This is a genomic window from Vreelandella sp. 162(4c) (assembly GCF_058152265.1).
On sequence record NZ_CM176981.1, the window covers coordinates 5266988 to 5289967 of the forward strand.

Sequence of the window (22980 nt, forward strand, 5' to 3'; positions counted from 1 at the left end):
AATGGGGTGATCGATTTAACGATGTGATGTAGGCTTAACTACTTCATATGCATAGGGCATTATGGGTATGGAAGGAATCTCCTTCAGCTTATATTCTGGACGAAAGTCATAACCGGTTTTTAACTCTTGATCCCGATATAAAGTAAGTTCTTCAATGTAGTAATCAAGACCATTTTTTAACTCAGGTTCATGAGGGTGGATGATTGTTTCCTTGAATAAAATTTTAGAGTCATAAGAGTAGATTAAATGCCCCATTTTCTCTAAAAAATCCAATGCTGCACTCCTTTTAGACTTGCTGCGCAAAGTGTTGTGGCCACGCTGAGCAATAAGAGAGTTTGTAAATGTGTAAGTGTCTCCTTGTAAGTCACTAAGTCTTCGGATGTCTCTGGCAAGCTGATTGGCGAGAATAACTATTTCTGGTGTGCCAGCAATAAATTGCAAGTAGTGGTTAGAGAATTGTTCACAAAGCCGGAAAGCATAGTCAAGGGTGCTAGTTTTGATATCTCCCTCAAGGCCTTCAAATGTATGCAAAATGGCAGCAATACGTGAGACATTATCCATGAGTTTATTAGCGTGATCCAGCGCATTACAGTATTTTCGGTGCTTAAGCATTTCATGCTCGACCTTTAAATTTAACTGCTTCCAGTGGGACTTGGCAGAAGGGCTAAATTTCACGATGTATTTTTTATTGCCTTCCTCAAGCGCATCAAAGGACGATTCTAGTAGTTCTTTGCATCTTTGAGAATAACGAGCTACAGTGGCCCCATCCGGTGGAGTAGTGTCCCTCGTTCTATTTCCAACCGTAGATTCTGCTTGCATAAAGATTAGTCGGGCAAGAAATCCGTTGCTCTTTGCCTCCTTACCACGGTTATTCAAGAAATTTTGCATTCTTTCAGGTTGTAGCATTAAAGATAATGAGCATCGAGGGTGTTCGACATAAACATCCTCTGACGTCTTTCGGTCTACAATAATCGGAGATCCACTCCAAATGCTGTTAAGGTTAGTAATGTCTTGCATAACTTTACCATTAAATACGCCGTCAGCCTCACTTGAGGCCAAGCAGCCAAATGGAACATTCTTATATAAGTTATAAGACAACGCAGAAGGTGTGATGTCTTCATATATAAATCTAGGCTGATTAGGAGGTTTTGGTTTATTTTTGACTAGCTCCAATTGATGCAACTCGATGTCAATCGTTGGTTTTCCTTCTTTAATAGCGAGTCGATAAATTTTTTCTAGTTCCTTATAGGCGATGTCGTAGTTCGATTTTTTAAGATTATAGACCTTAATCGCCTCATAATGCTCTTTCATTTTTAGGGACTGAAACTGTTCTATCGGTTCAAATGCTGCTTTAAGTAGGGGTGTTTTACCACAGCCAGACTCTCCTGTAACGACTACAAAAATGGAGGTGGGCATTAGGTGCTTATTGGGCTTTTCTATATCAACTATATTCTGTACAACTGTTGCCATAGAAGAGAGGAAAATTGCTCGCGCCATTCCATCGTCAATTTCTAAAGAACTAGAAACTTCGTTGACGATAGACTCATAAATTGAGTGCTCTTTAAATTTAGGCCACTCGCCGGTGGTAGTAGCGTTGGTGATATTGTGGTGTGCCTGATGCTCATCAGTATACATGTCGATATTCCTTAATCGTTGCTAAACCTGCGAAGGTTTGCAGTATTAGCAACGATGTAGGCTTTATCAAGACGTTTTTTTAACGACTTTTGCGATTAAACAACATTGGACTTTATTGGACATATTTTTATAGAAAAATATTTATCAACGGTAGTTATTACCTTGAAAAAAATTAGCTATTGGTAACCAAAGCATACTGCCGTCCATCAGTAACTGAGCTTACCCAGCAAAAGAGAACAATAATTTAAGCGATCATTCGTGCTTAAAAAAAACCACTGGGCTAATCTGTTCAATCTCACTGTGCCGACGTTGCTTTTTGTCTTCCAGTTCAACGTATTCAAATATCTGTCTTCGCATCTCATTCGTATCAAAACGTTCAGCATGAATTACTTCAGCCTTGAGGCTATGAAATAAACTTTTGGAACAGGCACTATTATTAAAGTTTTATATGGAGCTCATGCTCAGCTTAAACTTATACTTGGTCTGAAGAAATTGATAATACGTGGAGAAGTACTGACTAAAAATACGAATGCATTATCACATTTTTAAGCATTTTACGGCGCAAAAGGCCATCTTAAGTGCATCGCCCCCTAAACCTGTCCTAATGGATTCGCTTATTACCCGAGGTGATAAAACGGCCCAAGGGGCTGTGTAAACCGAACCTTTCATAGCAGGGGTGTAGCCAAAAGTTTACTTCGCTAGATAGCGACTTATGTGATTTACCACCCCATATGACAAGCGGGATCCTAATTTTGAAGCAATGGAATGCCCCAGATTGAAGGCATATTAACAGTCATTTTTTTTTAAAAAATTTCACAGCTAAAGCCTCAGTATTTTTTTACATAGCTGATTTTATTGTGTTATTTTGCATAAAAGCCAATTATTTCCATAGCGAGACTGGTGGTGGTGGGCGGATCTACACTGTCGATATCAACTCACAAGGAGCAAGATCATGAGTAATATCGAAACACCAATCACTGTTCTACGTATGAAGCAGTTAGCGCCAAAACTTGGTATTAGCCGTTCTGGTATTTACGAAAAAATAAACCCGGATTCACCTTACTACGATCCTACATTCCCAAGGCCTTTCAAACTGGGAAAATCGGCAGTGGGATGGTACGAAAGTGAAGTTAACCAATGGCTTATGCAGCGTCGTGTGTAAGTGGTTATATCTTTGTTGAAGGCTTTTTCTGGCGGTGAGCAAAATATAGCTCTCTACATTGCTTATCATTTTTTAACCAGGTGGTTAGCCAAGTTTCAACATCAGCTTCTGTTGTATCAGGATCAACGTCGGATCCACTGCTTATGTGCCGCTTAAATATGAGCGGCGCTAGTTTGCTGGCGGCATTCTTCATGGCTTGCCAGCCATTCTTAGGCACCTGAGATACTAATAGCTCCTTAAAATAAGGCTTTAGATATTGACGGTCATGATAACTACGCTTTCCGGCAGTACGGTTACTGTTGGACTTAGAAAGCTTTTCCTCCTCATCAAGGTCTAGCTCGATTTTAAGCTCAAATTTTTTGTATTCGATGAGCGCAGCCCATGCATTTTCCTTATATCCACTCTGGAAAAGCAGGTCAGAGCATAGAATCCAGGTCATTGCTTCGGAAAAAGTTTTCTGTAGTTTGCTGCTTTGGAAGTTGGCACCAAGTTGCCTATTTATAAGCTCTTCGCAGGATTCTGCATTTAGACCGCCTTTTAATGCCTGGTAAAATGTTTGGTACTCTTCTAAAAAGGCTGATATCTGTTTCTCTTCAGGCTTGTCTTTATCGTAATAATTGCCGGAGGAGTAGGAAATATGTAGAAAAGTCTTGGCCTCTTCAATGTGATGGTACAATGACATTTTCGACTTCACATAATAAAAGTCATCAACATCCATCATGAAGCCAGGATGTTTTGATTCGGGGATGGAGTTAAAAGTACTCAGTGGGTATTTCATGGGAGATTAGATACTCAGTTGTACAGAATCTTTATATATGGCCATGCAAAAGCCTGAAGATCAATGTGACATTCAGCAATTAGGTGATTACCAACAGCAAAACGCTGCAACCATGATGACGAGGCGATGTAGAACGTGAGTATTGCCAGTGCTGGAGCCGGAGCAAAGCCTTCAATTGTGCCTAGCGTAAAAAGAGGGGCTATTTGAAGTCGCTAGTTTAAAGCTGAGTAGCCTCACATCTGAAAATTCCCACAGCGACTACCCTGCAATACAACCAAGCAGGGTGCCATCATCGTACTGCCAGGTGCGAGTAAACCGAATTGCCGCTCCTGAGTAACTAACCTACGGAGATGATGACCATGTCAAAAAGTAAGACACCCATGACTTCGGCTGCTGCCTCACGAATCCAGAGCCACACAGCGAAATCAAACGGGGGCACTGTACCGAAGGATTCCTTCAGCGCAAGAGCTAGCAGCGCAAGTACACGCAGCGCCCCACGGAATCAGGGGAAGAAGTAAATAGTTCTATGGCTCAGGTTGGTCAGTGGTCAGCTGGGCCATATGCTCCCAGTATTTTGGGTACTCTGAAAATTTATTCACTAACCATTCCATGTCTATTAGCTCAGCGAGGGACGGAGCCTGCTGCATGAGACCTTGCAGTTTGGCACATTCGTACTCAATCCATTTCGTCCATGCGGTTGCTACGCGGGTCATAACAAATGGTAGAAATGCGTCATAAGCCTCACTGCTTAGGGATTCAAGAAAAATTGTAAGGTGCTCAGATTTTGGAATAGCACCTCTCCGCCACTGCTTCCAAAGAGACAGGCGTGAGTCATTGGCTGCGTCTGTAATTTTTTGAAGTGTATCTGCAGAACTCTCAGTGGACGGGGACTGTTTAACACGTGTTTTCGGTATGGCTGGTAAAGGCATGTGAAGGGCCATTGCACTGTTCGTCACTGGCTTTTATCCAGCATCCAAAAAAGCCCTTCGCCAGTAAGCGTACAGCCTTTCAGTAGGAGTGATCAGCTTGCCTTGCCTCATCAGTGGCAACATTCGGCCCATAGCGCCGTGGTTGACCAAGGCATCATCCAGGCTGGCTGACAGTCTCAGTGATTTTCTAAGTGGCAACATATCAGCCATGAAGTTAGTCAGCAGTTGGTGGTAGAAATCCACCCGAAGATTAAAGGAGCATTTGAGTGCTTCTGCTACTTGCTTGAGCGTTCTGGAATGCCCTGTCAGATTGGCGTCAATGATGACAATGCCATAAGCCTGGATTTGTTGTGGGGAGAGGAGGGTGTAGTGTTGGCAGGCTTCGCAGAAGGCTATGTGTAAGAGAGCTAGCCGCTTTTCATTGGGCGCATCATTCTGGAGTGCCAGCATCATTTGGCTCTCTGCTTGGGCTCGCTTCTCCAAAAATGCGAAGGTTCGGGGGAGTTTTAGCTTCTCTGTCTGGTGACGGTTGATACCATTGAGGAAGCCACTAGCTTGAGCACTCCATTTAGCCCCATTGGTGCCATTGACGAGAGGTTCAACTGGAGTGATCCCCTCGATGAGCTCATTAAACCCCATGCCCTCTGCAGCTTCATAAATGTTTGCCTTGATCGTTGCCGCAGAGCGCGGTGTCACACCAACCTGACAGGCCTTTCTAAGGGTTTTTAAGTCTGGTTTGTGCTGCTGATTTTCTTTCTGCATCCAGTAAAGCTGTGTATGTAATTCCTTGGGGCCGCCCAACCACCCTATAAGTTCGGAAACTGGTGGAATGAAGGGAAATAGGGAGCCAAGAATATCGATTTTGACTTTGTCTTTTGTCATGATTTAAACCAAAGTATACCCAGATCCAAAAGACGCGAGCCTTTGCATCGAATCTCTTTGTAACTGTGACTGAGAAAGATAAATCCGAAAAGCCCTTAAAAGGGGGCCATCGCCAACTTTTTGCTCCTTGAAAATTAGCACTAATAAAGATGCCCCATCTATCTGCAACAAAGCTGACAATGAATTGCAACGTTAGATTTTGATGTCGTAGTCGACATATTTATTCATTAGCTTGTCGTAGGTGCCGTCTTCCTTGATTTCACTTAGTGCTTCATTGAACTGTTCGGCTAACGCTTCATTGCGTGGGTGGAAAGCTGCTGCGACACCATGGCCGAAATAGCTTTTGGGGTCACGAATCAAAGCTGAACTGGTAACAACGCCACTGCCTTCCTGGTCAACTTGCAGAGACGACAGTGCTAACGGGTAATACATAAACGCCGCGTCGAGGCGCCCCGACTGAATGTCTACCGCTAGATCTTCGCCAGTCGCATAGCGGCGCACGTCCACCAGGTCACCGTAGGTGTCGGTGATATAAGCATCACGAATAGTGCCGCGCTGTACGCCCACTGATAGCCCTGCAAGAGTGGTACGGTCTTCAGTATCGATTTCCTTGCCTACCTGGGTCACCCACACACTCGGGTTGCTGTAGTAAGGTTCAGAGAAGAGCACCTGTTCACGGCGTGCATCGGTAATCGCCATTGAGGAGACGATAGCGTCATATTTGCGTGCTAGCAGGCCTGGGATAATGCCATCCCAACTTTGCTCGACCCATTCACACTCACGTTCTATACGCCGACATACCTCTTCCCCTAGCTCAACCTCAAACCCCGTTAGAGAACCGTCGGGAAGGCGGTACTGAAAGGGCTCGAAAGGAACATCAACAGCTAGCCGTAAGGCGGAGTCGGAATAGGCGGGAAGCGCGAACATTAATGATGTTAGTGCCGTAGCAACCCCTAGTTTCAATTGAGACATGATGCTTTCCTCTTCTTTTTATATAAGTTTTTTTTAAAGCTACCACGCTGCCTGTGAAGGGTCTACTTAGCATGCAAGTACTCGGTTGGAGGCACAGATGTGTATGATAGTGGCCATTTATTGTCATCAAATATGGGGAAGCATCCGTGAAAACGGAAAATCACTCACAGCTTGCTGCTTTTATCTGGTCGGTCGCTGACCTTCTACGCGGTGATTTCAAGCAGTCCCAGTATGGCCGCATCATTCTGCCGTTCACGCTGCTGCGCCGCCTGGAATGCGTGCTGGGCCTACCAAAGCCGAGGTACTAAAAGCCGCTGAGGACCACCAGAATAAGCCCGAGGCGGTGCGTGAGAAGCTGTTGCTGCGCGCAGCCAATCAGCCATTTTTCAATGCTTCACCCTTTAGCCTGATAAATCGCCCCAGGTTTCGTAGACACCTCCAGGCCTTATACTGGACTACCAAGGATGATTATTTTATGGAGTTGGCGTTGAGGGTACTTATTAGGTGCGCTACCCTAATAAATATAAAATTATTAAGGTTCCAACTCCTGCAATTCCCAATGCGTCTAGCGTATCTGTCAAATCATTTTCAACCATTTTCAATACACTGACAGAAAAATAGCGTTCAAATAACTGTGATATTCCATTTGACGTTACACTTAATACGCCGATGATGATCTCGATGTTTTCAATACCGGTTAGCCACAGCAGAGTCGCTAGTAAAGTAATTAAAACAACGCTGGCTCTAAAGGAAAGCCATTTAGCAAAAAGAATAGAGGTATCGACACCGCCTACCAAGCTTCCTGCTGTTGCCTTTTTTTTGGGTAGCAGCCGTCTCCAAAAACCTTGGTTGGAGTCCAATAGTAGCGATAAAACCATGTGCATACACCAGAATAATTGAGCAGAATGGAGAACAGCTTGACATGCAATACTTAACGATCACTTAAGCATTCATTAATTGGCGAGGCTCCGGCACGTTTGGCTAATATCTTCTGCCTGCTGATATACGTCCGTTGCTACGCCAAGCAATCCCAGCACGCTGTGAAATAAGTTATCGTGGGAAGCGGCTTGATCAGAGACTAGGCGTAAGCACTCCGTATCGAGTCTTCGCTGCTTTGAAAATGAGTTGGAAAGCCACCAAACCATAGGCACATGAGTCTGTTCGTCGGGGGCAATGGCGTAGGGAATGCCGTGCAAATAAAGCCCCTTTTCGCCCAGTGATTCACCATGATCAGAGAGATAGATCATCGCAGTTGCGTAGTCTTCCTGACGCTTTAACATCTCAATCACCTGATCCAACACAGTGTCGGTATACAGAATGGCATTGTCGTAGCTGTTGGTAATGTCGTCTCTTGAGCACTTGGCTAAATCAGCGGTGGTGCAAGCGGGAACAAAACGTTCGTAGTCATCAGGGTAGCGTTGGTAATAGCTGGGGCCGTGGTTGCCTAGCTGATGCAGCACAACAACCTGATCAACTGAGGTACCGCTAATTTGCGTGGTCAAGGCTTGAACCAGTGCTTCATCCAAGCATCGCCCATCTTGACACAAAGAAGCATACTTCTCTGGCGAGAGCGCTTCTGTCGTCACTCCGTCGCAGACACCTTTACAGCCTGACTGGTTATCAAGCCAGGTGACCTCTAACCCGGCGTGGGCTAATACGTCCAGCAAGGATTCATATTGCTGAGCATACGATTTAGCGTAATCGGCACGCCCTGGTAATGAAAACATGCAGGGTAATGAGACCGCTGTGCTTGTACCGCATGAGGAAACATCAGAAAAATTGATAACGTCAGGCTGCTGGGCAAGTTTGGGTGTGGTTTGGCGTTCATAACCATTTAACCCCCAATTCGCCGCCCGTACCGTTTCGCCCACCACGATGACGAGCAGTTTGGGTTTGTCACCCGCTTGTGAACTGATACTGGCGTCCTCACCCACCGGGGAACGCACCGTATTCGCGGAAGCGTGTTGGCTCGAAAGGGCCTGCGCCATCGAAACAATATAATTACCTGGGGTCACCAAGTAGCGTAGCTCTTTATTGTTGCGCATGAGTGACGACACTTCTTGGTAAGATAAGAAAATTGCTAACAGCAATATAGCAGTGCTGGCAAGGCAATAAGCTAAGCGACGCAACACTGCCTTCTTCCAGGTTGACGGTGTGATTTTAACGCGCCAAATCATGACGGTAGGCAAGCCAAAAAAGATTGCCAAATGAATCAGTAAACCAGCGGTGAGAAGTTCCTGTGCTTCGTTAGTGTCCGTTTGAAGCACATTGTCTAGCATGGAGGTGTCAAAATAGGTGCCGTAGTAACTGGTAAAGTAACTGACAAAGGCGGCAATCAGAAACAGCAAGGTTAATAAAGGTTTTACCAGCGTTCGAAAAGCAAGGCTCACGAAGATCAAATAGTTAAGGCAGGTCATCACCAAAAACATATTGGCAAAGGTTAGCCACGTCTGGACGGCAAGAGGGTCATAGCCAGCAAAGGCTTGTTGCCAAAAAGAGACATTGTAAAAAACACTGAATATGACAACACCCCATAAGACAAGCTGCTCCGTACTTAATGTGGGGCGATAATGCCAAGCGGTGCCTACAATTTTTGAAGGCAATGACAGCAAAGGGGGCATTGAAAGGCTCTCTATATGAAAAGATTAATGAACGCTGGGGGGTAATAAGAATCTTGAAAGGACAAAGCTTACGGTCCAACAAATCATGACGGTCCAGAGGTCATGGGAGAGAAAGTGCGCCCCGCGGAACTGTTGAGTGATCCCAAACGTAAGGCCAAGCCCTAAGCCCAGTGCAAGCCCTGCCCATCGCCAGTGGGGCCGTATGGCGGCAAAAAAGAAGTAGAGGGCTATCCAGGTATACCCTGCGCTGGCATGCCCGGCGGGAAAGCAGGCGGACGCTGGCATTGAGGAAGGCCGTATGCTGAGCAAGCCAATAAAGTCGCGTGCCCCACCATAGCGAACTAAATCCCAAGGGCATTCCATGCTCACTAGGTGTTTAATCGTTGCTACAAGTAGCGCTGAAAGAAGCGTTGCGGAAAAAAGATATAAAAGCGGCGTGCGATACGCTTTAAGACGAGTAACCACGGTGCTTAGTATTAATAGGAGGAGTGTGGCTAAACCCATCGCCAAGCTTAGCCATTTACCGCCTTTGTGAAGAATATCTTGGGTAATTAAGGTGTTTTTCCATGCCCAAGCATTACCCTGAAGGCGATATATAAAGTCCGTTATCGTAAAATCTATGTTTAGAGTGCTGAAGGCTGACATGGCGATTATAAATAAAAGCCAGGCGGATGCTACGGGTTTGAAAGAATTTAGTAGAGCAGCACGCATAGCCACACACCCATCATCATAAAAATGGTCATCATGACGGCGGCAGCCCCCATGTCTTTAGCACGCCCGCTAAGTTCGTTATGTTCTAGTCCAATACGGTCAATGGTGCTTTCGATGGCGGAGTTAATGAGCTCCACTATCACTACAAGGGTGAGTGAAGAAAACAGCAATGCTTTTTCCACTGAAGTGGCATTAACAAAAAATAAAAAAGGGTAGAGGACGAGGCATAGCATCACCTCTTGTCTAAAGGCAGACTCATTTATCCAGCAAGCTTTTAAACCCGATACTGCATTCATAGAAGCGCGGAAGATGCGTTTGAAACCCGTGCCATTGGGTTTTGACGTCGTTGAAATAGGCAAGACAGTACTCTCGATAACGTAACAGTAGGGTCACTATAAAGTGCAAAACTTAACGAACAGTTATGCGCTTTAATTCAGTGGCTAGAATGCAAAGGGGCAGCGCTGGGTGGTGGTGTTACCCACTGTGTTGGTTGATTTGTTGCCGAGGCCGATTGAACGGGATCCGTTGCGTTTTGTCCGTTAAGATTAGTGCGTATGGCTTCTATTACCGTGCTGATTTCTGGGTGCCACAGAATAGTGTCATAGGCTTCTCGTGGTACGAAAGCGAGTGATTTTTTTTGGCGTACCAGGGAAATGGTGGCGACATCGAGTGCTGCCGCTAAGTGCATAGGCCCAGAGTCTGGCGTCACGAGTAACCGCGCACGTTCCAAAACCGCGGCAAAGTGGCGGATAGGAAGCGGTGAGCATAAGCTGCCATAAAGTGATGACTTCAAACGCTTCTCAATAGGTGCTAGAAGCCTAAACTCCTCCGGTCCAAGAAATACAATATAGCGTATTTTACGGGCTTCCATGGCATCGATAAGCATTAACCAAAATTCCAACGGCCAACGCTTGTTTTGATGCCCGCCTACGAAGATCGCAATAAAATTTGTATCTGGTGGTTGTTCGCTATGAAGGCTGGCTAGCTGTTGTATTTTCGTTATTGCCTGATAGCGTTCCTGCTCTGTTATCTGGAGCAATGGCCGGTTACGGCAAGCAACACCGAGCGGACGTGTTAAGTTAACGATGGCATCGTAGGCATGTGATGACGTACCTTCCGCCTCAATGCTGTACCAGCGCTGGTGACCTTTACCTGAACCCATGGTGTACCGTGCCCCTATTAACCGGGTCACTATAAAACCGCTCGTTGATCCTCCACTCACTTGTACCGCCAGGTCATAGCGTTGTGCTCGTAGACGTCGTAATAATGTCACACACTGCCAAGGTCGAAGAATGGCGCTTCTCGACAGTAAAAAGAAATAATCAACAGGTCGTTGTTGCAACAGTGGCCATGTTTTATCAGTCGCTAAATAGTCTATGCGCGCGGAAGGAAAACGTTCACGAAAAGCATCGATGACAGGGGTACTAATTAGCGCGTTGCCTAGACGAAAATTGGGGCGAATAATGAGAATTTTTTCTACGCCCACAAGGCTGTCAATGGTTTCTGGTGTAGGTGCTTTGAGGATATACCGTATGCCTCCCAGTAAATATTGCTTCATTCTTTTTTCTAAAAAACGGGCCATTATTTTTAAATAATAGTTTGTTCTAATAAGTGTTAGTAATTGCATGTTATGGCGCTCTCTCAATTAATAAAAAATAGCCTGCCCACGGTTGCGACAGGGCATAATCAAAATAACTGTCACTGAAGGCACTGCTTGGGCTTTGCCCATGGCGAAAGAGGCAGCATGAGCCTAAATAACTTAAAGAAGAGTTAAACTGCGTAAGAAGTTCGAAAAGATAGGGTGGTTGGCTTACTGGTTGCATTCAGATGAGGTTGCTTTTTGAGAAGTAAGTTACCCTATTTAAGAAAAGCTTAAGTTTTGGTAGCCAAGATAGCGGCTTGTCGATTGAGGGAATCAGCATGCGTGCACTACTAATAGAAGATGATCCCTTGCTTGGGGATGGCATCAAGACGGCGCTGGAGCGCGAGGGCTACGCGGTTGATTGGTTTATGCTTGGCCGCGAGGCAATCAGCGCTATCGGCAGCGAGACCTTTAGTGTGATTATTTTGGATCTTGGGCTGCCCGATATGGACGGTATGCAAGTACTGCATTTACTCCGACAGCAATCTACTCTGCCTATTCTTATTTTGACGGCCCGTGATGCGATGGAAGACCGTATTGGGGGTTTAGATGCGGGGGCGGATGATTATGTGCTCAAGCCTTTCAATTTGCAGGAGCTCCTCGCCCGTTTGCGTGTCGTAATGCGGCGCGCTGAGGGGCGGGCCTCGCAAATATTGACGCTGGGTGCACTGAGTATTGATGAGGCTCTCCATGCGGTGAGTTGGCGGGGCAAAGACGTAAAGTTGGGCCGACGCGAGTATGCCTTATTGCTAGAGCTAGCTAGGCACCCTGACAGGGTGCTATCTCGCCCTCGTTTAGAAAATTTGCTTTACGGCTGGGGCGAAGAGGTAGAGTCCAACACGGTGGAAGTTCACATTCATCATCTGCGAAAAAAGCTTGAAAAACATCTAATTATTAACGTGCGGGGGATTGGCTACCGACTGGATAGCCAGGCGCAATGAGATCGATACGGCGTTATCTGCTTCGCACGCTAGCCATTACCATGGTGGTCGCTGGGGGCGTTGCGGTTACCGCGGCTTACTTAATTACGGATCACGAGCTAGAAGAAATTCTCGATACACAACTCAGTCTGCATAGCCGGATTGTGGCTGGCCAACTCGATCCAAACGCTACCATCGACGACTATGCTCGCCTTGCTGCGCGCATGGGCCTTCCCGCGCATCCAACCCAGCTATATCGTGACGGTATCGCCGTGCCCGTGAGCAGCTCTGAATCAGGTCCCAAGCTTTACCACGAGGAAGAGCTTAAATTAGTACTGGGTTTTTGGAATGCCGATGGCTCACCCAGGCTGTTAGGGGGCAAATGGAATGATGCAGGGCCTTTCCCCGCGCCTTTAGAGGAGGGTTTTCGCTGGGAAAGCTACGATGGTCACCGCTGGCGGGTTTTCAGCATGTTCGATGTTGCCAGCGATACCTGGATCAGCATGGGACTACGGGGTTCGTTTCATGATGAAGTGGTGGAGCGCATCACCTGGAACAATTTATTGCCGATGCTCTTGTTGCTGCCACTCCTTCTTTGGCTGATGAGTAGAGTTATCCGGCGGGGTGTTGCACCCATCCAAGCACTTTCCAGCCAGGTACAAGGTCGCTCCGCCCACGACCTGCGTCAAATCAATAATCCGGTTCCTCAAGAGCTTAATGGATTACGCCAATCACTAAACGACTTTATCGCCCGGTTGAAAGCCACGTTAGAGCGCGAGCGGCGCTTCACTGCAGATGCGGCCCATGAATTACGCACGCCCTTGGCAGCGCTGAGAATCCACTTAGATAATGCGCAGGCAGGGGGAGAGCAATCATTACAAAAGGCTTATGTCGGGGTTGAGCGGCTTCAACGGGTGGTAGAACAGCTGCTCATTTTGGCTCGTTTGGATCAAGTTGCCACAACCTCACCGGCCACTATTGACCTCTATCCGATTATTGCTGAATTGATAGCCGAGCTGTGGCCACTCGCTGATGAGCGAGATCAGCACTTGAGGCTAACAGGCTTAACCCGGTTGGAGGTTCGCGCCGACGAAGTCGAGGTGGGAATGCTCTTTCGTAACCTACTGGATAATGCCTTGCGCTATACGCCGGAAGGCGGTCAAGTGGAGGTAGAGTTAGCGCTTTGGGAGGGGTTGCCTCAACTCACGGTGAGTGACACTGGCCCCGGCCTCCCCGAGGCACTGTTGGATAAAGTCACTGAGCGCTTTCGGCGCGCGTCTGGCCAGGGTACCACCGGCAGCGGGTTGGGTTTATCGATTGTCTCGGAGTTGGCTCAGCGCCAGAACGCACGCCTTACGCTTAGTAATCGTACGCCCAATGGCCTGGCGGTCAGTGTGGTGTGGGAGCAAAACCAACATCAGGATCGCTGATTAGCTTACAGTGCTTTTCTTTGGAACAAGTGATTGAATCTAAATGCATTTCAACCGTTATATGCACCAGAGAATCGCACTGTTGCTACAAGCGCTGGCTAAAAATATGCCCTGAAGGCTGTTGCCACACAGCTATCTGCCACTCTCCCTCTGAAAAGAAAGGGGAAATCAATCACGAGGTGAGGCCATGCAACATACAGAGCACCATCGATCTAACCGTTCAGGTTGGCTGCGCGCAGCCGTCATGGGCGCGAATGATGGCCTTGTCTCGACTAGCAGCCTGATACTCGGCGTGGCAGCAGCGAGCACCGCGCATAGCGACATTATGTTGGCCGGTATTGCGGGGCTAGTGGCCGGGGCTATGTCGATGGCCGCCGGTGAATACGTCTCCGTTAGCTCACAGTCTGACACCGAACATGCGGATCTTGCGCTTGAGCGCCAAGCGTTGATAGAACATTTTGATGCTGAACTGGAAGAGCTGGCAGCGATTTATGAAGCGCGTGGGTTAACACCGGCGCTAGCCACGCAAGTCGCTGAACAGCTGATGGCAAGCGATGCGCTAGGCGCTCACGCCAGAGATGAGATTGGCATCACCGAGACAAGCCAAGCGCGCCCACTCCAGGCGGCCTTTTCATCGGCTGTGACCTTCACGGCTGGCGCCATGTGGCCGTTGCTAATCGCCTGGTGGGCGCCGCCGCCATTGCTTATTCTTCTGGTGGCGCTCTTCTCGATACTGTTTTTAGCCTTTCTAGGGGCGGCGGCTGCCCGTGTGGGTGGCGCGCCGATACTCAAAGCCTCGGTGCGCGTAATGTTCTGGGGCGCATTGGCGATGACCTTGACCTTCGGCATAGGCCGCTTGTTCGGTGTCGTGGCATAAATAAGGGATAGTGCAGCCATTGCTCTGTGTCAAACAGGTCTGAAAAGGCCACTCGTGCAAAATTAAGGAGTGGCCATTATCATTGCATTGTCTTAACAACATCTTAATTAAGACTGAACATCATGAGCCTTAGTGTTGGGGGTAGAGGTAGGGCGGCGGCGATAGCCATGCAACATGCTAGCGATCAAATTATCGCCTTGCTTGAGGCTTTCTACCACAGCACCCAATACATGCAGTGGTACTAGAAAAAGAATCGCGTTGGCCATGAGTTCGTGGGTTTCTTCAACCCAGCCAACCCCCCAGAAACGATCCGTTTCTTCCATCATGTAGCCAGTAAGTCCCAGACCGAGGATTAGCCCAAGCAGCACCAGCATCATGATAGCGCCCAGCGGTGTATGGGTAATGCCGGTTTGCTCTATCTTGCTGTCGCGACCGCGCAGCACACATTGAAGTCGGCTCACGGTAGGCCAAAAGCTCCGCCAGCGTGCACTCCAGGGACCGATAAATCCCCAAAGGATGCGTACGACGATTAATGCCACCAAGGCATAACCGACCCATTGGTGTATATCGCCCCCTTCTTCGGTTAGCCATAAGTTGACGGCTACGCCAGCAACCAAAGCCCAATGTACCAACCTGACCAACGGGTCCCAAACACGGATACGGGTATTATCGGCCATGGTAACCTCCTGATCAGTCTTCGACTTCCTGCTTCACGATGCTGGCATCTACTGGGTTGAAATAGATCTCTACCCGGCGCTCCTGCTCGTCCCAGCCGTATATCTCGTAGCAGTTTCCCTCGGTGACCTTAAATTCTTTGATTTTGTAACCCATCTCGCTGATACGTTCTTCCATATCAGCTTGGCTGATCCATTCGTCACTGGGGGCATCAGTACAATGAGTCTCGGCCAGCGCAGCCGTGCTAGCCGTCAGTAACAACGCCGATGTTATAATCTTAGTGATGTGAGTTCGCATAAGTAATACCTCTTTTCGATGATGGGTGGCTGTGCAAGACATATTTGTCGATTGGCACAAGGATCATCCTAAATGAGGTAACTTATGGCAGGCTTAAAAAAAGGTAAGCAGCAAAAAAACTGATTATTGAGCACGTTTTTCTGGCGCCTGTAGTGGTCAAGTAAAACTGGCCACCGGTTTATAGTTAACCCATTTTTTTCCTCTGCCTGATTCAGGCTAACACCCACATTATGCTGATGAGGCCTAAGCTGGCTTTAATACCTGATTAAATAGTTCACGATATGATGCTGGCTCTCCAAGAATGAGCGATAGCCATACGTCGGCACCCATTAAACCTATAAGCTCCAAAAGAACCGCTCCATTGGCGCATTATCACAGTAATTCCCACGCCGACTCAGGCTTTGTTTTATCAGGCATTTTCAGAGCGTCTGACGGAAACTACAGCTCGTAAAATAGCTGCCCTGGTCAGCTGTGGAACATAACGGCTTTGGGTCGCCCTCGGCTTTTATAGACCATTTTTAATACACAACTGGTGAGTTCGCTATCCGGCGATAACGACTTCGCCCAGCCAACCGGTTTTCTAGCTAATATGTCAATGACAACCGTTAGATAGGCCCAGCGATCTCCAGTTTAGATATACGTGACATCGCTATCCCAAACGAGGTTGGGCCCTTAAAAATACCGATAACGGGTGAACCGACCGCTTGCCTAAGACGTAAAAGCCAGTACGGCACTAACACAAAGCCCATCGCGAAGCCGAACAACGAAAGCCGAATAAAACGCGACCACTGTAACCGAGTGATTGGTGGCGGTGGGGGAAGCATTGCCAGGTGTTAAACGAGAATCCAAGGGAATGAAGTACCATGCAGCCTTCACGCCAGCAGCCGTTAGCACAGCAAATACCATACAAGTGAGACGCCATGCATCGTATAGGAACACGGCGGAGGGCACGGCAATGCTAATACCGATGCTGGTACCAGCATTCATGATGGATATTACACGACCGTGCATCGTGCGACTCACCAATGCCGTCATCGCATCGGTAAGTTTTGGCATCATCAAACCGGCGCAGATACCGCAGATAAACCCACCAATACCCATTGATAGTGCGCATACGACTGACTGAGCAGCGCGAGACCTGCAACGCCTAAGCACCCTGATAATGCCGATCAAGTAGGACGTTAGCCAGCTCGGTAATAATTGACAGGACAAATAGGCCAAAAGTGAAGCATCCAAACCCGTAGCTAATCGCGACCAGTGCTGCACCAAGAAGGGAAAATTCGATGTTCGACAAAACCTTCATAAAGCTATTCGTCTTTCGTGTTTTATCTTGAAGGACTTGCAAATATCGCAATTGACACAATGGAATCCGTGTTGAGCAATAAGATATGTTAATCCCCACTTAGCCTACCCAGATCCAAGTCGCGACAGAGCGGGTATACCCATTGGCTAGCTAACCAGCTTTGTAATTTAACGATAGAATTTTTTTAAAAAAATTATTCTGGAATCATATTCGAAATAAATCTAAGCTTATGAGTTATTTTGATATATACTATTTTCATAATCAAAAAATTAAATTACCTATCTTGGTGATCGCGATGCAATGCCCAATCGTTACGCACTTTTTTGATGAGCCCACCAATACCTTTAGCTATGTGGTTCAAGACTCAGACAGCCGTGCCTGTGCGGTCATCGATTCAGTGCTCGACTTTGATTATGCCGCTGGGCAGACGGACGTGCGATCCGCTGACAACATCATCGCCTTTATTCGCGAACACGATCTCGAGGTGGTCTGGATTTTGGAGACCCATGTGCATGCCGACCACCTCTCGGCTGCGCCATACCTGCATGATCAGTTAGGCGGTAAAACCGGCATTGGCGCCAACATAGTGAAGGTGCAGGAGATATTCGGTAAGGCGTTCAATGCGGGCAGCGAGTTTGCCCGGGATGGCAGCCAATTTGATGCGCTGTTCGAAGAAGGGGATACGTTTACCATTGGCCAATTACAGGGCAATGTTCTGCACACTCCTGGGCATACGCCCGCCTGTTTAACCTACGTAGTGGGCGATGCCGCCTTTGTAGGCGATACGCTTTTTATGCCGGATTATGGCACCGCGCGGTGTGACTTTCCCGGCGGCGATGCGCGCACCCTTTATCACTCTATTCAAAAAGTGTTGGCGCTTCCCGAGCAGACGCGGCTGTTCTTATGCCACGACTATAAAGCCCCCGGCCGTGATAACTTTGAGCATGAAAGCAGCGTTGCGGAACAGCGCAGTGAGAATGTCCATGTTCATGAAGGTATCAGCGAAGACGAGTTCGTGAAGATGCGCACTGAGCGCGACGCCACCTTAGGCATGCCGAAGCTCATTATTCCCTCTGTGCAAGTCAATATGCGTGCAGGGGAGCTGCCTCCGGCGGAAGAGAACGGCACCGTCTATCTCAAAGTGCCGATTAATTTTTTCTAACGGTTTGAGTGCGATCTAAGGAGTCACCAGTGGATTGGACAGCAGGCTTACAAGGGCTGGTTGGGGGTGTGTTGATCGGGCTTTCCGCTACCTGGCTGATGGCAACGCTAGGGCGTATTGCGGGTATCAGTGGCATCGTGGGCAATTTGATAACACAACGCCCCAAGGGCGATAGCGCTTGGCGAGTGGCTTTTCTGTTAGGGCTGATTAGCGGCCCGCTTTTGCTTATGGCTTTTGGTGGTGGTTTGGGCAACGTTGCCGGTAGCCCTGGCGAGGTGATCGGCGCATCAGTAGGAGGTGTAGGGTTAATGCTAGTGGCTGGGCTGTTAGTGGGCGTAGGCACGGGGCTGGGCAGTGGCTGTACCAGCGGCCATGGCGTATGCGGACTGGCGCGCTTGGCGCCACGCTCCATGGCGGCCACCGGTATGTTTTTAGTGACGGGGCTAGTGACCGTTTATATCTCGCGCCACTTGCTAGGTTTAGGTGGCGTTCAATGAATAGTTCAATGAGTCAGTCAAACAAGAGCAGTTGGATAAAAACGGCGGCAGGCTATGCGGCGGGGCTACTTTTCGGTATTGGTTTGGCTGTTTCAGGCATGACGGACCCCGCGCGAGTAGTGGGATTTCTAGACGTAGCGGGTGCCTGGGATCCAACGCTGATGTTCGTATTGGGCGGGGCCGTCGTTACCACCTTTATCGGCTATCGGCTGGTATTCAAGCGTACTGCTCCACTGCTGGGTGGCGTCTTTCAGTTACCGACCAAACGAGAGTTAGATGCGAAGTTGTTAGGGGGCGCGGCCCTGTTTGGCATTGGCTGGGGACTTTCCGGCTACTGCCCAGGGCCAGCGATTGCCTCCATCGGCGGTCTTTCCTTACCGCTATTGGCCATGCTGGTGACCATGGTGTTGGGGTGGTTTGCCGCTAAGCGTCTCGCCTAGCCATTCGTCCTTATTCGGCGATTGCCATGCCCACGCCCTTGCCTTCACCGCAAGGGTGTTTTTATTTGTCTAAACACTGGGTTAACGCCCGTCAGGCGGTGCGAGCGGTGACCAGTGATTTGGTCATTCTTGATCGCGGATTACCCGATGCACTCGCCCCGGTCGCTACGTATGGCCTCCCTAAAGAGACTCGTCCGCTAATTGAAACCTCAAATACGCTTCTTGAGTGTGTACAGCAAGCCATTATCCGCGAGCAGCGCTTTACAAACCATGCCTCCGCTGACTGTAATCAAAACCCACCTGCAAATGGCTCGCAGGGTCGAAAGTCAGGCTGCAATAACATCGCTCAACTATGCTCAAGAGTGCGTTGTGCGGTTGAGCTAAACCCTTGACCAGTTACTCACTCTGGCTCGTCTAGAGGTGCGTGTGCGTTTTGATTATGGCCAAGCTAGTCGCGTCGCAGATGTGGCCTAACATGCCCCGGCAAATAGCTTGTACGACAAACAAGTCCGCTTTATAGAGCCATCCCACTGGCCTGATGTTGCTCTTGCGATGCCCACGTTAACGTTGATGCGCAGTGGGAGTCAGGGGAGCGTCGTCTCACTTTTAGCGTTAGCGACCAAGGCTCAGGTGTTGATAGCGCAAATTAACGCATCGATTCTGGCGCGCCAGTAAACAGCAGCGCAGTGGACTGGGGCTAGCCATTGTGGCCGCTAACGCAGCTTGCGGTGTTGGGATCGCTATGTTCATTATATTTTCTAGCCTTATTGGGGGCCGTTGCCGCGCGGGCAGGTGGGACGCCAACGCTCAAGGCTGCTTTGCGAGTCATGTTTTGGGGTGCACTTGCTATGGCCATCACATCCGGCATAGGGCGGGTATTTGGTGTGGTGGCTTAACTACGTGAATTGTTGGGATTGATATCAATAATGGGAGAAAGCACTACGCCCATTCACCAGCAACCATAAGGTGTCATCAATTCAGATGTCGGTTACCGGTTGATAAACGGTATTTATCGTGTCGTTGCAACACTACGAACGCGTAGTGTTCAAAAGTAGTTTAACGATAGGCGTCTCGCTTGCGGACGTGCAATGAGGTATTCGACTACCTTTCAGTCACCAAATGCTTATTACACGGGATAATTGGCGGATCAATGATAAGGCCTAGCTGTTATACCAAAAAAGTGTAATCGGCCCAGTGCTGCATCATAGCTCGGCGCTTTTCAAAAAGGTCTCCTCGACGATAGGCGGCCTCAACTTTATTCTCAATTGCATGAGCCAGTGCCATTTCAGCTACATCCCTTGGATAGCTCGTTACCTCGCCTGTCCAATCCCTAAAGCTTGAGCGGAATCCGTGGGGCACATAATTGCCTTTTTCACCACTAGGCCCGTAACCTAGCCCACGCATAAATTGCAGAAGCGACATATTGGATAGTGGTCGACCCGCTTTCATTCCCGGGAAAATAAAGCTATTGCCTTTCACGCGAGAGAGACTCAGTAAAAGATCAATTGCCTGCTTAGATAGTGGCACTCTGTGTTCTCGATTAGCTTTCATGCGCTCTGCTGGTATTTGCCAAGTAGCTTTTCCAATGTCGATCTCTTTCCACTCAGCGTTGAGCACCTCTGAGGTACGTGTGGCTGTCAGTATCAAAAATAGTAGTGCTTTTGATGACATGCTTTTATAGAGCTGAACGGAACCTATAAATGTCGCTACCTGATCATAAGGCATAGCAGGATGGTGATTCACCTTTTGAACCCTTGACGGCTTAGCTAAGAGTTTATCGAGATGGCCACGCCAGCGGGCAGGGTTGACCTGGTCGCGATACTCATGAGCTGCGGCGAAGTCTAATATGTTTTCAATTCGACCTTGAACACGCTTAGCTGTTTCATTCTTGACTGTCCAGATAGGCGTGAGGATCTTCAATATATCCTGAGTGGTGACCTCTTCTACGGGTAGGTTTCCTATTACCGGGCGCACGTATGTTTTAAGAGTGCTTACCCACTGACGTGCATGCTTGGCATTTCGCCAGCTGCGACGGTGGGATTGAATATATCGTGCTGCGCAGTGGGTAACCGTTACAGTCACGGACTTTTTTTCATTTTTCTGCTCACGAACAGCCAGTGGGTCGATGCCTTGTTTGACGAGCTTTCGATTTTCTGCGGCTGATTCGCGTGCGTTTGATAGTGTTTTGTCAGCATAACTACCAAGACCCATGTCACGTAACCTGCCATTCCATCGAAAACGGTAAATCCAGCTTGCGCCGCCACCTTTGCCAATTTTGAGGTACAAACCATCCCCATCATTGGTCATGCCATGGTTTGACTCCTTGACCAGCTTTTGAACGCCTTTTGTCGTGAGTTTGCCCATAGCCGCTATCCCCGAAGTATGTTTTTAACGTACCACATTTTAGCCCATACATCAGCCCATACTTTAAATCTGTTTTACGTTGTATGTGAGTGGGTGTGGCTGGACTGTATCGACTATTAATTTATTATAAATCAGTGGCTTGTTGTATAATTTTGGATGCTGTTGTACATATAGTATGCGGACTGTCCCTCCGCCACTATTAAAAAAGCCCCGTAAATCAATAGATTGCGGGGTTTTTTGTTTGCCAATTTCACTACTCAATTTCACCACTTTTTTCACTACTCTTCATGTCTATGGGCTAAGCACAGATAGGTGCTTTGACCCAGTGGAATATCTGGCGGGTGAGCATCGGTGCTAAGCCCACCACCATATACCACCCCACCTAGCAGCCTAGTTGCCTAAAATATCGAGCATAGCCCTAGAAGCTCCTGTGAGCGTGTAGGGGCTACGATAAGGGTGTTAGGTAGGCTACCCTACTGGGTAGGGGCTAGAGCGGCTTGTACGGCCTTTCAGCAGGGTGTATAAGCTTCATTACAGCGTGGGGGCACTGTTGCGCCCTTGTTTGGAAAATAGAAGCAGGAAATCCTGCTATTAAAATGGACAAATCTGTCCATTTAAAAGGGACTAATCAGTCCCTTTAACTCTGCGAACCTGTAGAGCTAATAGCGCGGTCTTCGCAGTTTACAGTCTATTATTGCTTATATCTGGGTAATAGCGGGATTTCCCGCCTTTCCCCCATTACTGGAATACCAGTATCGGAGGGTTGGTAGGGGCTGGTGTCAAACCGGTAATAGCCGGTTAGGCTGCTTTGCTCCAAAGGCGCTTCACAGTGGATAGACTGACACCAAGGCTCTGAGCCACCTGACTCTGACTCTGGCCTTCAGCTTTGAGGGCTTGTACCTCTTTAGCTGAGGTGGCAACAGGACGCCCTAGGGCCTTGCCTTGACTCTGTGCACGCTGCAAGCCTGCCTGAGTGCGCTCTATCAGTAAGTCACGCTCAAACTCTGCCACTGAGGATAGAACAGACATAACCATCTTTCCGGCTGGAGAGGTAAGGTCAGCTCCACCAAGAGCTAGGCAGTGAACTCTAATCCCCTTGGTTTCAAGCATCTTTACTGTTGATTGAACATCAATACTATTACGACCCAGCCTATCCAGCTTAGTGACAACCAGAACATCCCCTTGCTCCATGCGCTCTAATAGCTTCTGGAACCCCTTGCGCTCTGAGGCACATGTAGAGCCGCTAACTGTCTCTTCCATCACCCGATACTCTGGAATGTCAAAACCAGCAGCTTGAACTTCTTGAATCTGGTTTGTGGTGGTTTGGTCGTTGGTGCTGACCCTGCTGTATAAAAAAGTGCGTGCCATGTCGTGCCCCTTTCTGGTTGTTACCAAGATGGTTTCAAAAACGTGGTGTCATAATAGCAGTATAGGTTCATAAGTCAAACCCTATTTTATGACACCATTTTGAGACTGGTTTTCAGAGGGGTCACAAACGGTGATTTTTGCATGGCAGACTCCTTCAACGCGTGCTGATATATTTCTTTTGGGAATATACTTATTCAATTATGTGCTTTTTGCGTAAGAAAGCCATAAACATTTTGTCTTACTTAACAGAAATGCCCTTTATAAACAGTCAGAAGTAGATTTTGAAAATGTATCAATGAGCTTCATCACTCATTC

General features: G+C 48.1%; 24 protein-coding genes and 2 pseudogenes. 10 read left to right on the forward strand and 16 right to left on the reverse strand.

Annotation, left to right across the window (positions count from 1 at the left end):
* Positions 1-15: 15 nt before the first annotated feature.
* Both AC4EYZ_RS24280 and AC4EYZ_RS24285 read right to left on the reverse strand, forming a co-directional pair.
* Positions 16-1635, reverse strand: a complete 1620-nt coding sequence (locus tag AC4EYZ_RS24280; RefSeq protein ID WP_022523372.1) for a YfjI family protein — start codon at positions 1633-1635, stop codon at positions 16-18.
* A gap of 252 nt (positions 1636-1887) precedes the next feature.
* Positions 1888-2040: pseudogene (locus AC4EYZ_RS24285) on the reverse strand (IS3 family transposase); the annotation flags it as partial.
* A 547-nt stretch (positions 2041-2587) separates the two neighbouring features.
* Here AC4EYZ_RS24285 and AC4EYZ_RS24290 point away from each other — a divergent pair.
* Positions 2588-2797: a helix-turn-helix transcriptional regulator gene (locus AC4EYZ_RS24290; protein ID WP_022523373.1), complete on the forward strand. Its 210-nt coding sequence runs from the start codon at positions 2588-2590 to the stop codon at positions 2795-2797.
* Positions 2798-2801: 4 nt separating this feature from the next.
* Here the strand turns inward: AC4EYZ_RS24290 and AC4EYZ_RS24295 are convergent, their stop codons facing one another.
* The 3 genes from AC4EYZ_RS24295 to AC4EYZ_RS24305 all read right to left on the reverse strand — a co-directional run bounded on the left by AC4EYZ_RS24295 (position 2802) and on the right by AC4EYZ_RS24305 (position 6358).
* Complete coding sequence (locus tag AC4EYZ_RS24295; protein ID WP_022523374.1) at positions 2802-3575, reverse strand: hypothetical protein; 774 nt, start codon at positions 3573-3575, stop codon at positions 2802-2804.
* A gap of 962 nt (positions 3576-4537) precedes the next feature.
* Positions 4538-5386, reverse strand: coding sequence for a hypothetical protein (locus AC4EYZ_RS24300; RefSeq protein ID WP_022523377.1), 849 nt, complete (start codon positions 5384-5386; stop codon positions 4538-4540).
* 192 nt (positions 5387-5578) lie between these two features.
* Positions 5579-6358 (reverse strand): transporter substrate-binding domain-containing protein, encoded by a 780-nt coding sequence (locus AC4EYZ_RS24305; protein ID WP_022523378.1) that lies wholly within the window; start codon positions 6356-6358, stop codon positions 5579-5581.
* 146 nt (positions 6359-6504) lie between these two features.
* On the opposite strand from AC4EYZ_RS24305, the gene AC4EYZ_RS24310 reads away from it, so the two are divergent.
* On the forward strand, positions 6505-6666 hold the full coding sequence (locus AC4EYZ_RS24310; protein WP_022523379.1) for a type I restriction-modification system subunit M N-terminal domain-containing protein: 162 nt from the start codon (positions 6505-6507) through the stop codon (positions 6664-6666).
* Positions 6667-6867: 201 nt separating this feature from the next.
* Here AC4EYZ_RS24310 and AC4EYZ_RS24315 read toward each other — a convergent pair whose 3' ends face one another.
* From AC4EYZ_RS24315 to AC4EYZ_RS24335, 5 genes are all read right to left on the reverse strand, one after another.
* Complete coding sequence (locus AC4EYZ_RS24315; protein ID WP_027959652.1) at positions 6868-7236, reverse strand: hypothetical protein; 369 nt, start codon at positions 7234-7236, stop codon at positions 6868-6870.
* A 75-nt stretch (positions 7237-7311) separates the two neighbouring features.
* Complete coding sequence (locus AC4EYZ_RS24320; RefSeq protein WP_022523381.1) at positions 7312-8979, reverse strand: phosphoethanolamine transferase; 1668 nt, start codon at positions 8977-8979, stop codon at positions 7312-7314.
* A 24-nt stretch (positions 8980-9003) separates the two neighbouring features.
* Complete coding sequence (locus tag AC4EYZ_RS24325) at positions 9004-9690, reverse strand: phosphatase PAP2 family protein (RefSeq protein ID WP_022523382.1); 687 nt, start codon at positions 9688-9690, stop codon at positions 9004-9006.
* Positions 9672-10049: a diacylglycerol kinase gene (locus tag AC4EYZ_RS24330; protein WP_022523383.1), complete on the reverse strand. Its 378-nt coding sequence runs from the start codon at positions 10047-10049 to the stop codon at positions 9672-9674. Before AC4EYZ_RS24330 ends, AC4EYZ_RS24325 begins: the two co-directional genes overlap by 19 nt.
* Before the next feature lie 74 nt (positions 10050-10123).
* Entirely contained in the window at positions 10124-11317 is a 1194-nt protein-coding gene (locus AC4EYZ_RS24335; RefSeq protein WP_022523384.1) for a glycosyltransferase family 9 protein, read from the reverse strand.
* A 293-nt stretch (positions 11318-11610) separates the two neighbouring features.
* On the opposite strand from AC4EYZ_RS24335, the gene AC4EYZ_RS24340 reads away from it, so the two are divergent.
* From AC4EYZ_RS24340 to AC4EYZ_RS24350, 3 genes are all read left to right on the forward strand, one after another.
* Positions 11611-12273 carry a response regulator gene (locus AC4EYZ_RS24340; RefSeq protein WP_022523385.1) on the forward strand — a complete coding sequence of 221 codons (663 nt, stop codon included), beginning with the start codon at positions 11611-11613 and terminating at the stop codon, positions 12271-12273.
* Positions 12270-13682 (forward strand): ATP-binding protein, encoded by a 1413-nt coding sequence (locus AC4EYZ_RS24345; RefSeq protein WP_022523386.1) that lies wholly within the window; start codon positions 12270-12272, stop codon positions 13680-13682. The genes AC4EYZ_RS24340 and AC4EYZ_RS24345 overlap by 4 nt, the downstream gene beginning before the upstream one ends.
* A 187-nt stretch (positions 13683-13869) precedes the next feature.
* Entirely contained in the window at positions 13870-14559 is a 690-nt protein-coding gene (locus AC4EYZ_RS24350) for a VIT1/CCC1 transporter family protein (protein ID WP_022523387.1), read from the forward strand.
* 107 nt (positions 14560-14666) lie between these two features.
* On the opposite strand, the gene AC4EYZ_RS24355 is transcribed toward AC4EYZ_RS24350, so the two are convergent.
* From AC4EYZ_RS24355 to AC4EYZ_RS24370, 4 genes and pseudogenes are all read right to left on the reverse strand, one after another.
* Positions 14667-15236: a cytochrome b/b6 domain-containing protein gene (locus AC4EYZ_RS24355; protein WP_009288075.1), complete on the reverse strand. Its 570-nt coding sequence runs from the start codon at positions 15234-15236 to the stop codon at positions 14667-14669.
* Positions 15237-15249: 13 nt separating this feature from the next.
* Positions 15250-15531 (reverse strand): PepSY domain-containing protein, encoded by a 282-nt coding sequence (locus tag AC4EYZ_RS24360; RefSeq protein ID WP_022523388.1) that lies wholly within the window; start codon positions 15529-15531, stop codon positions 15250-15252.
* A 156-nt stretch (positions 15532-15687) separates the two neighbouring features.
* A pseudogene (locus AC4EYZ_RS24365) lies at positions 15688-16200 on the reverse strand (DDE-type integrase/transposase/recombinase); the annotation flags it as partial.
* A gap of 39 nt (positions 16201-16239) precedes the next feature.
* Complete coding sequence (locus tag AC4EYZ_RS24370) at positions 16240-16587, reverse strand: hypothetical protein (protein ID WP_235976184.1); 348 nt, start codon at positions 16585-16587, stop codon at positions 16240-16242.
* A gap of 542 nt (positions 16588-17129) precedes the next feature.
* On the opposite strand from AC4EYZ_RS24370, the gene AC4EYZ_RS24375 reads away from it, so the two are divergent.
* The 5 genes from AC4EYZ_RS24375 to AC4EYZ_RS24395 all read left to right on the forward strand — a co-directional run bounded on the left by AC4EYZ_RS24375 (position 17130) and on the right by AC4EYZ_RS24395 (position 19829).
* Positions 17130-17996, forward strand: a complete 867-nt coding sequence (locus tag AC4EYZ_RS24375; protein WP_027959644.1) for an MBL fold metallo-hydrolase — start codon at positions 17130-17132, stop codon at positions 17994-17996.
* 29 nt (positions 17997-18025) lie between these two features.
* Positions 18026-18493 (forward strand): YeeE/YedE family protein, encoded by a 468-nt coding sequence (locus AC4EYZ_RS24380; protein ID WP_022523392.1) that lies wholly within the window; start codon positions 18026-18028, stop codon positions 18491-18493.
* Positions 18494-18501: 8 nt separating this feature from the next.
* Complete coding sequence (locus AC4EYZ_RS24385) at positions 18502-18933, forward strand: DUF6691 family protein (RefSeq protein ID WP_035538505.1); 432 nt, start codon at positions 18502-18504, stop codon at positions 18931-18933.
* 65 nt (positions 18934-18998) lie between these two features.
* Positions 18999-19325: a hypothetical protein gene (locus tag AC4EYZ_RS24390; protein ID WP_231500696.1), complete on the forward strand. Its 327-nt coding sequence runs from the start codon at positions 18999-19001 to the stop codon at positions 19323-19325.
* Between the two features lie 336 nt (positions 19326-19661).
* On the forward strand, positions 19662-19829 hold the full coding sequence (locus AC4EYZ_RS24395; protein WP_370657681.1) for a VIT1/CCC1 transporter family protein: 168 nt from the start codon (positions 19662-19664) through the stop codon (positions 19827-19829).
* A 271-nt stretch (positions 19830-20100) separates the two neighbouring features.
* Here AC4EYZ_RS24395 and AC4EYZ_RS24400 read toward each other — a convergent pair whose 3' ends face one another.
* Together AC4EYZ_RS24400 and AC4EYZ_RS24405 are read right to left on the reverse strand one after the other, a co-directional pair.
* Entirely contained in the window at positions 20101-21297 is a 1197-nt protein-coding gene (locus tag AC4EYZ_RS24400; RefSeq protein WP_022523395.1) for a tyrosine-type recombinase/integrase, read from the reverse strand.
* A 798-nt stretch (positions 21298-22095) separates the two neighbouring features.
* Complete coding sequence (locus AC4EYZ_RS24405) at positions 22096-22665, reverse strand: recombinase family protein (RefSeq protein ID WP_022523397.1); 570 nt, start codon at positions 22663-22665, stop codon at positions 22096-22098.
* Positions 22666-22980 lie beyond the last annotated feature (315 nt).

Excerpts from the sequence above, each read along its gene's own strand:
- AC4EYZ_RS24280 (WP_022523372.1), bottom strand. The coding sequence starts at position 1,635 with ATGTATACTGATGAGCATCAGGCACACCACAATATCACCAACGCTACT.
- AC4EYZ_RS24290 (WP_022523373.1), top strand. The coding sequence starts at position 2,588 with ATGAGTAATATCGAAACACCAATCACTGTTCTACGTATGAAGCAGTTA.
- AC4EYZ_RS24295 (WP_022523374.1), bottom strand. The coding sequence starts at position 3,575 with ATGAAATACCCACTGAGTACTTTTAACTCCATCCCCGAATCAAAACAT.
- AC4EYZ_RS24300 (WP_022523377.1), bottom strand. The coding sequence starts at position 5,386 with ATGACAAAAGACAAAGTCAAAATCGATATTCTTGGCTCCCTATTTCCC.
- AC4EYZ_RS24305 (WP_022523378.1), bottom strand. The coding sequence starts at position 6,358 with ATGTCTCAATTGAAACTAGGGGTTGCTACGGCACTAACATCATTAATG.
- AC4EYZ_RS24315 (WP_027959652.1), bottom strand. The coding sequence starts at position 7,236 with ATGGTTTTATCGCTACTATTGGACTCCAACCAAGGTTTTTGGAGACGG.
- AC4EYZ_RS24320 (WP_022523381.1), bottom strand. The coding sequence starts at position 8,979 with ATGCCCCCTTTGCTGTCATTGCCTTCAAAAATTGTAGGCACCGCTTGG.
- AC4EYZ_RS24325 (WP_022523382.1), bottom strand. The coding sequence starts at position 9,690 with ATGCGTGCTGCTCTACTAAATTCTTTCAAACCCGTAGCATCCGCCTGG.
- AC4EYZ_RS24335 (WP_022523384.1), bottom strand. The coding sequence starts at position 11,317 with ATGCAATTACTAACACTTATTAGAACAAACTATTATTTAAAAATAATG.
- AC4EYZ_RS24340 (WP_022523385.1), top strand. The coding sequence starts at position 11,611 with ATGCGTGCACTACTAATAGAAGATGATCCCTTGCTTGGGGATGGCATC.
- AC4EYZ_RS24345 (WP_022523386.1), top strand. The coding sequence starts at position 12,270 with ATGAGATCGATACGGCGTTATCTGCTTCGCACGCTAGCCATTACCATG.
- AC4EYZ_RS24350 (WP_022523387.1), top strand. The coding sequence starts at position 13,870 with ATGCAACATACAGAGCACCATCGATCTAACCGTTCAGGTTGGCTGCGC.
- AC4EYZ_RS24355 (WP_009288075.1), bottom strand. The coding sequence starts at position 15,236 with ATGGCCGATAATACCCGTATCCGTGTTTGGGACCCGTTGGTCAGGTTG.
- AC4EYZ_RS24360 (WP_022523388.1), bottom strand. The coding sequence starts at position 15,531 with ATGCGAACTCACATCACTAAGATTATAACATCGGCGTTGTTACTGACG.
- AC4EYZ_RS24370 (WP_235976184.1), bottom strand. The coding sequence starts at position 16,587 with ATGCCAAAACTTACCGATGCGATGACGGCATTGGTGAGTCGCACGATG.
- AC4EYZ_RS24375 (WP_027959644.1), top strand. The coding sequence starts at position 17,130 with ATGCAATGCCCAATCGTTACGCACTTTTTTGATGAGCCCACCAATACC.
- AC4EYZ_RS24385 (WP_035538505.1), top strand. The coding sequence starts at position 18,502 with ATGAGTCAGTCAAACAAGAGCAGTTGGATAAAAACGGCGGCAGGCTAT.
- AC4EYZ_RS24400 (WP_022523395.1), bottom strand. The coding sequence starts at position 21,297 with ATGGGCAAACTCACGACAAAAGGCGTTCAAAAGCTGGTCAAGGAGTCA.
- AC4EYZ_RS24405 (WP_022523397.1), bottom strand. The coding sequence starts at position 22,665 with ATGGCACGCACTTTTTTATACAGCAGGGTCAGCACCAACGACCAAACC.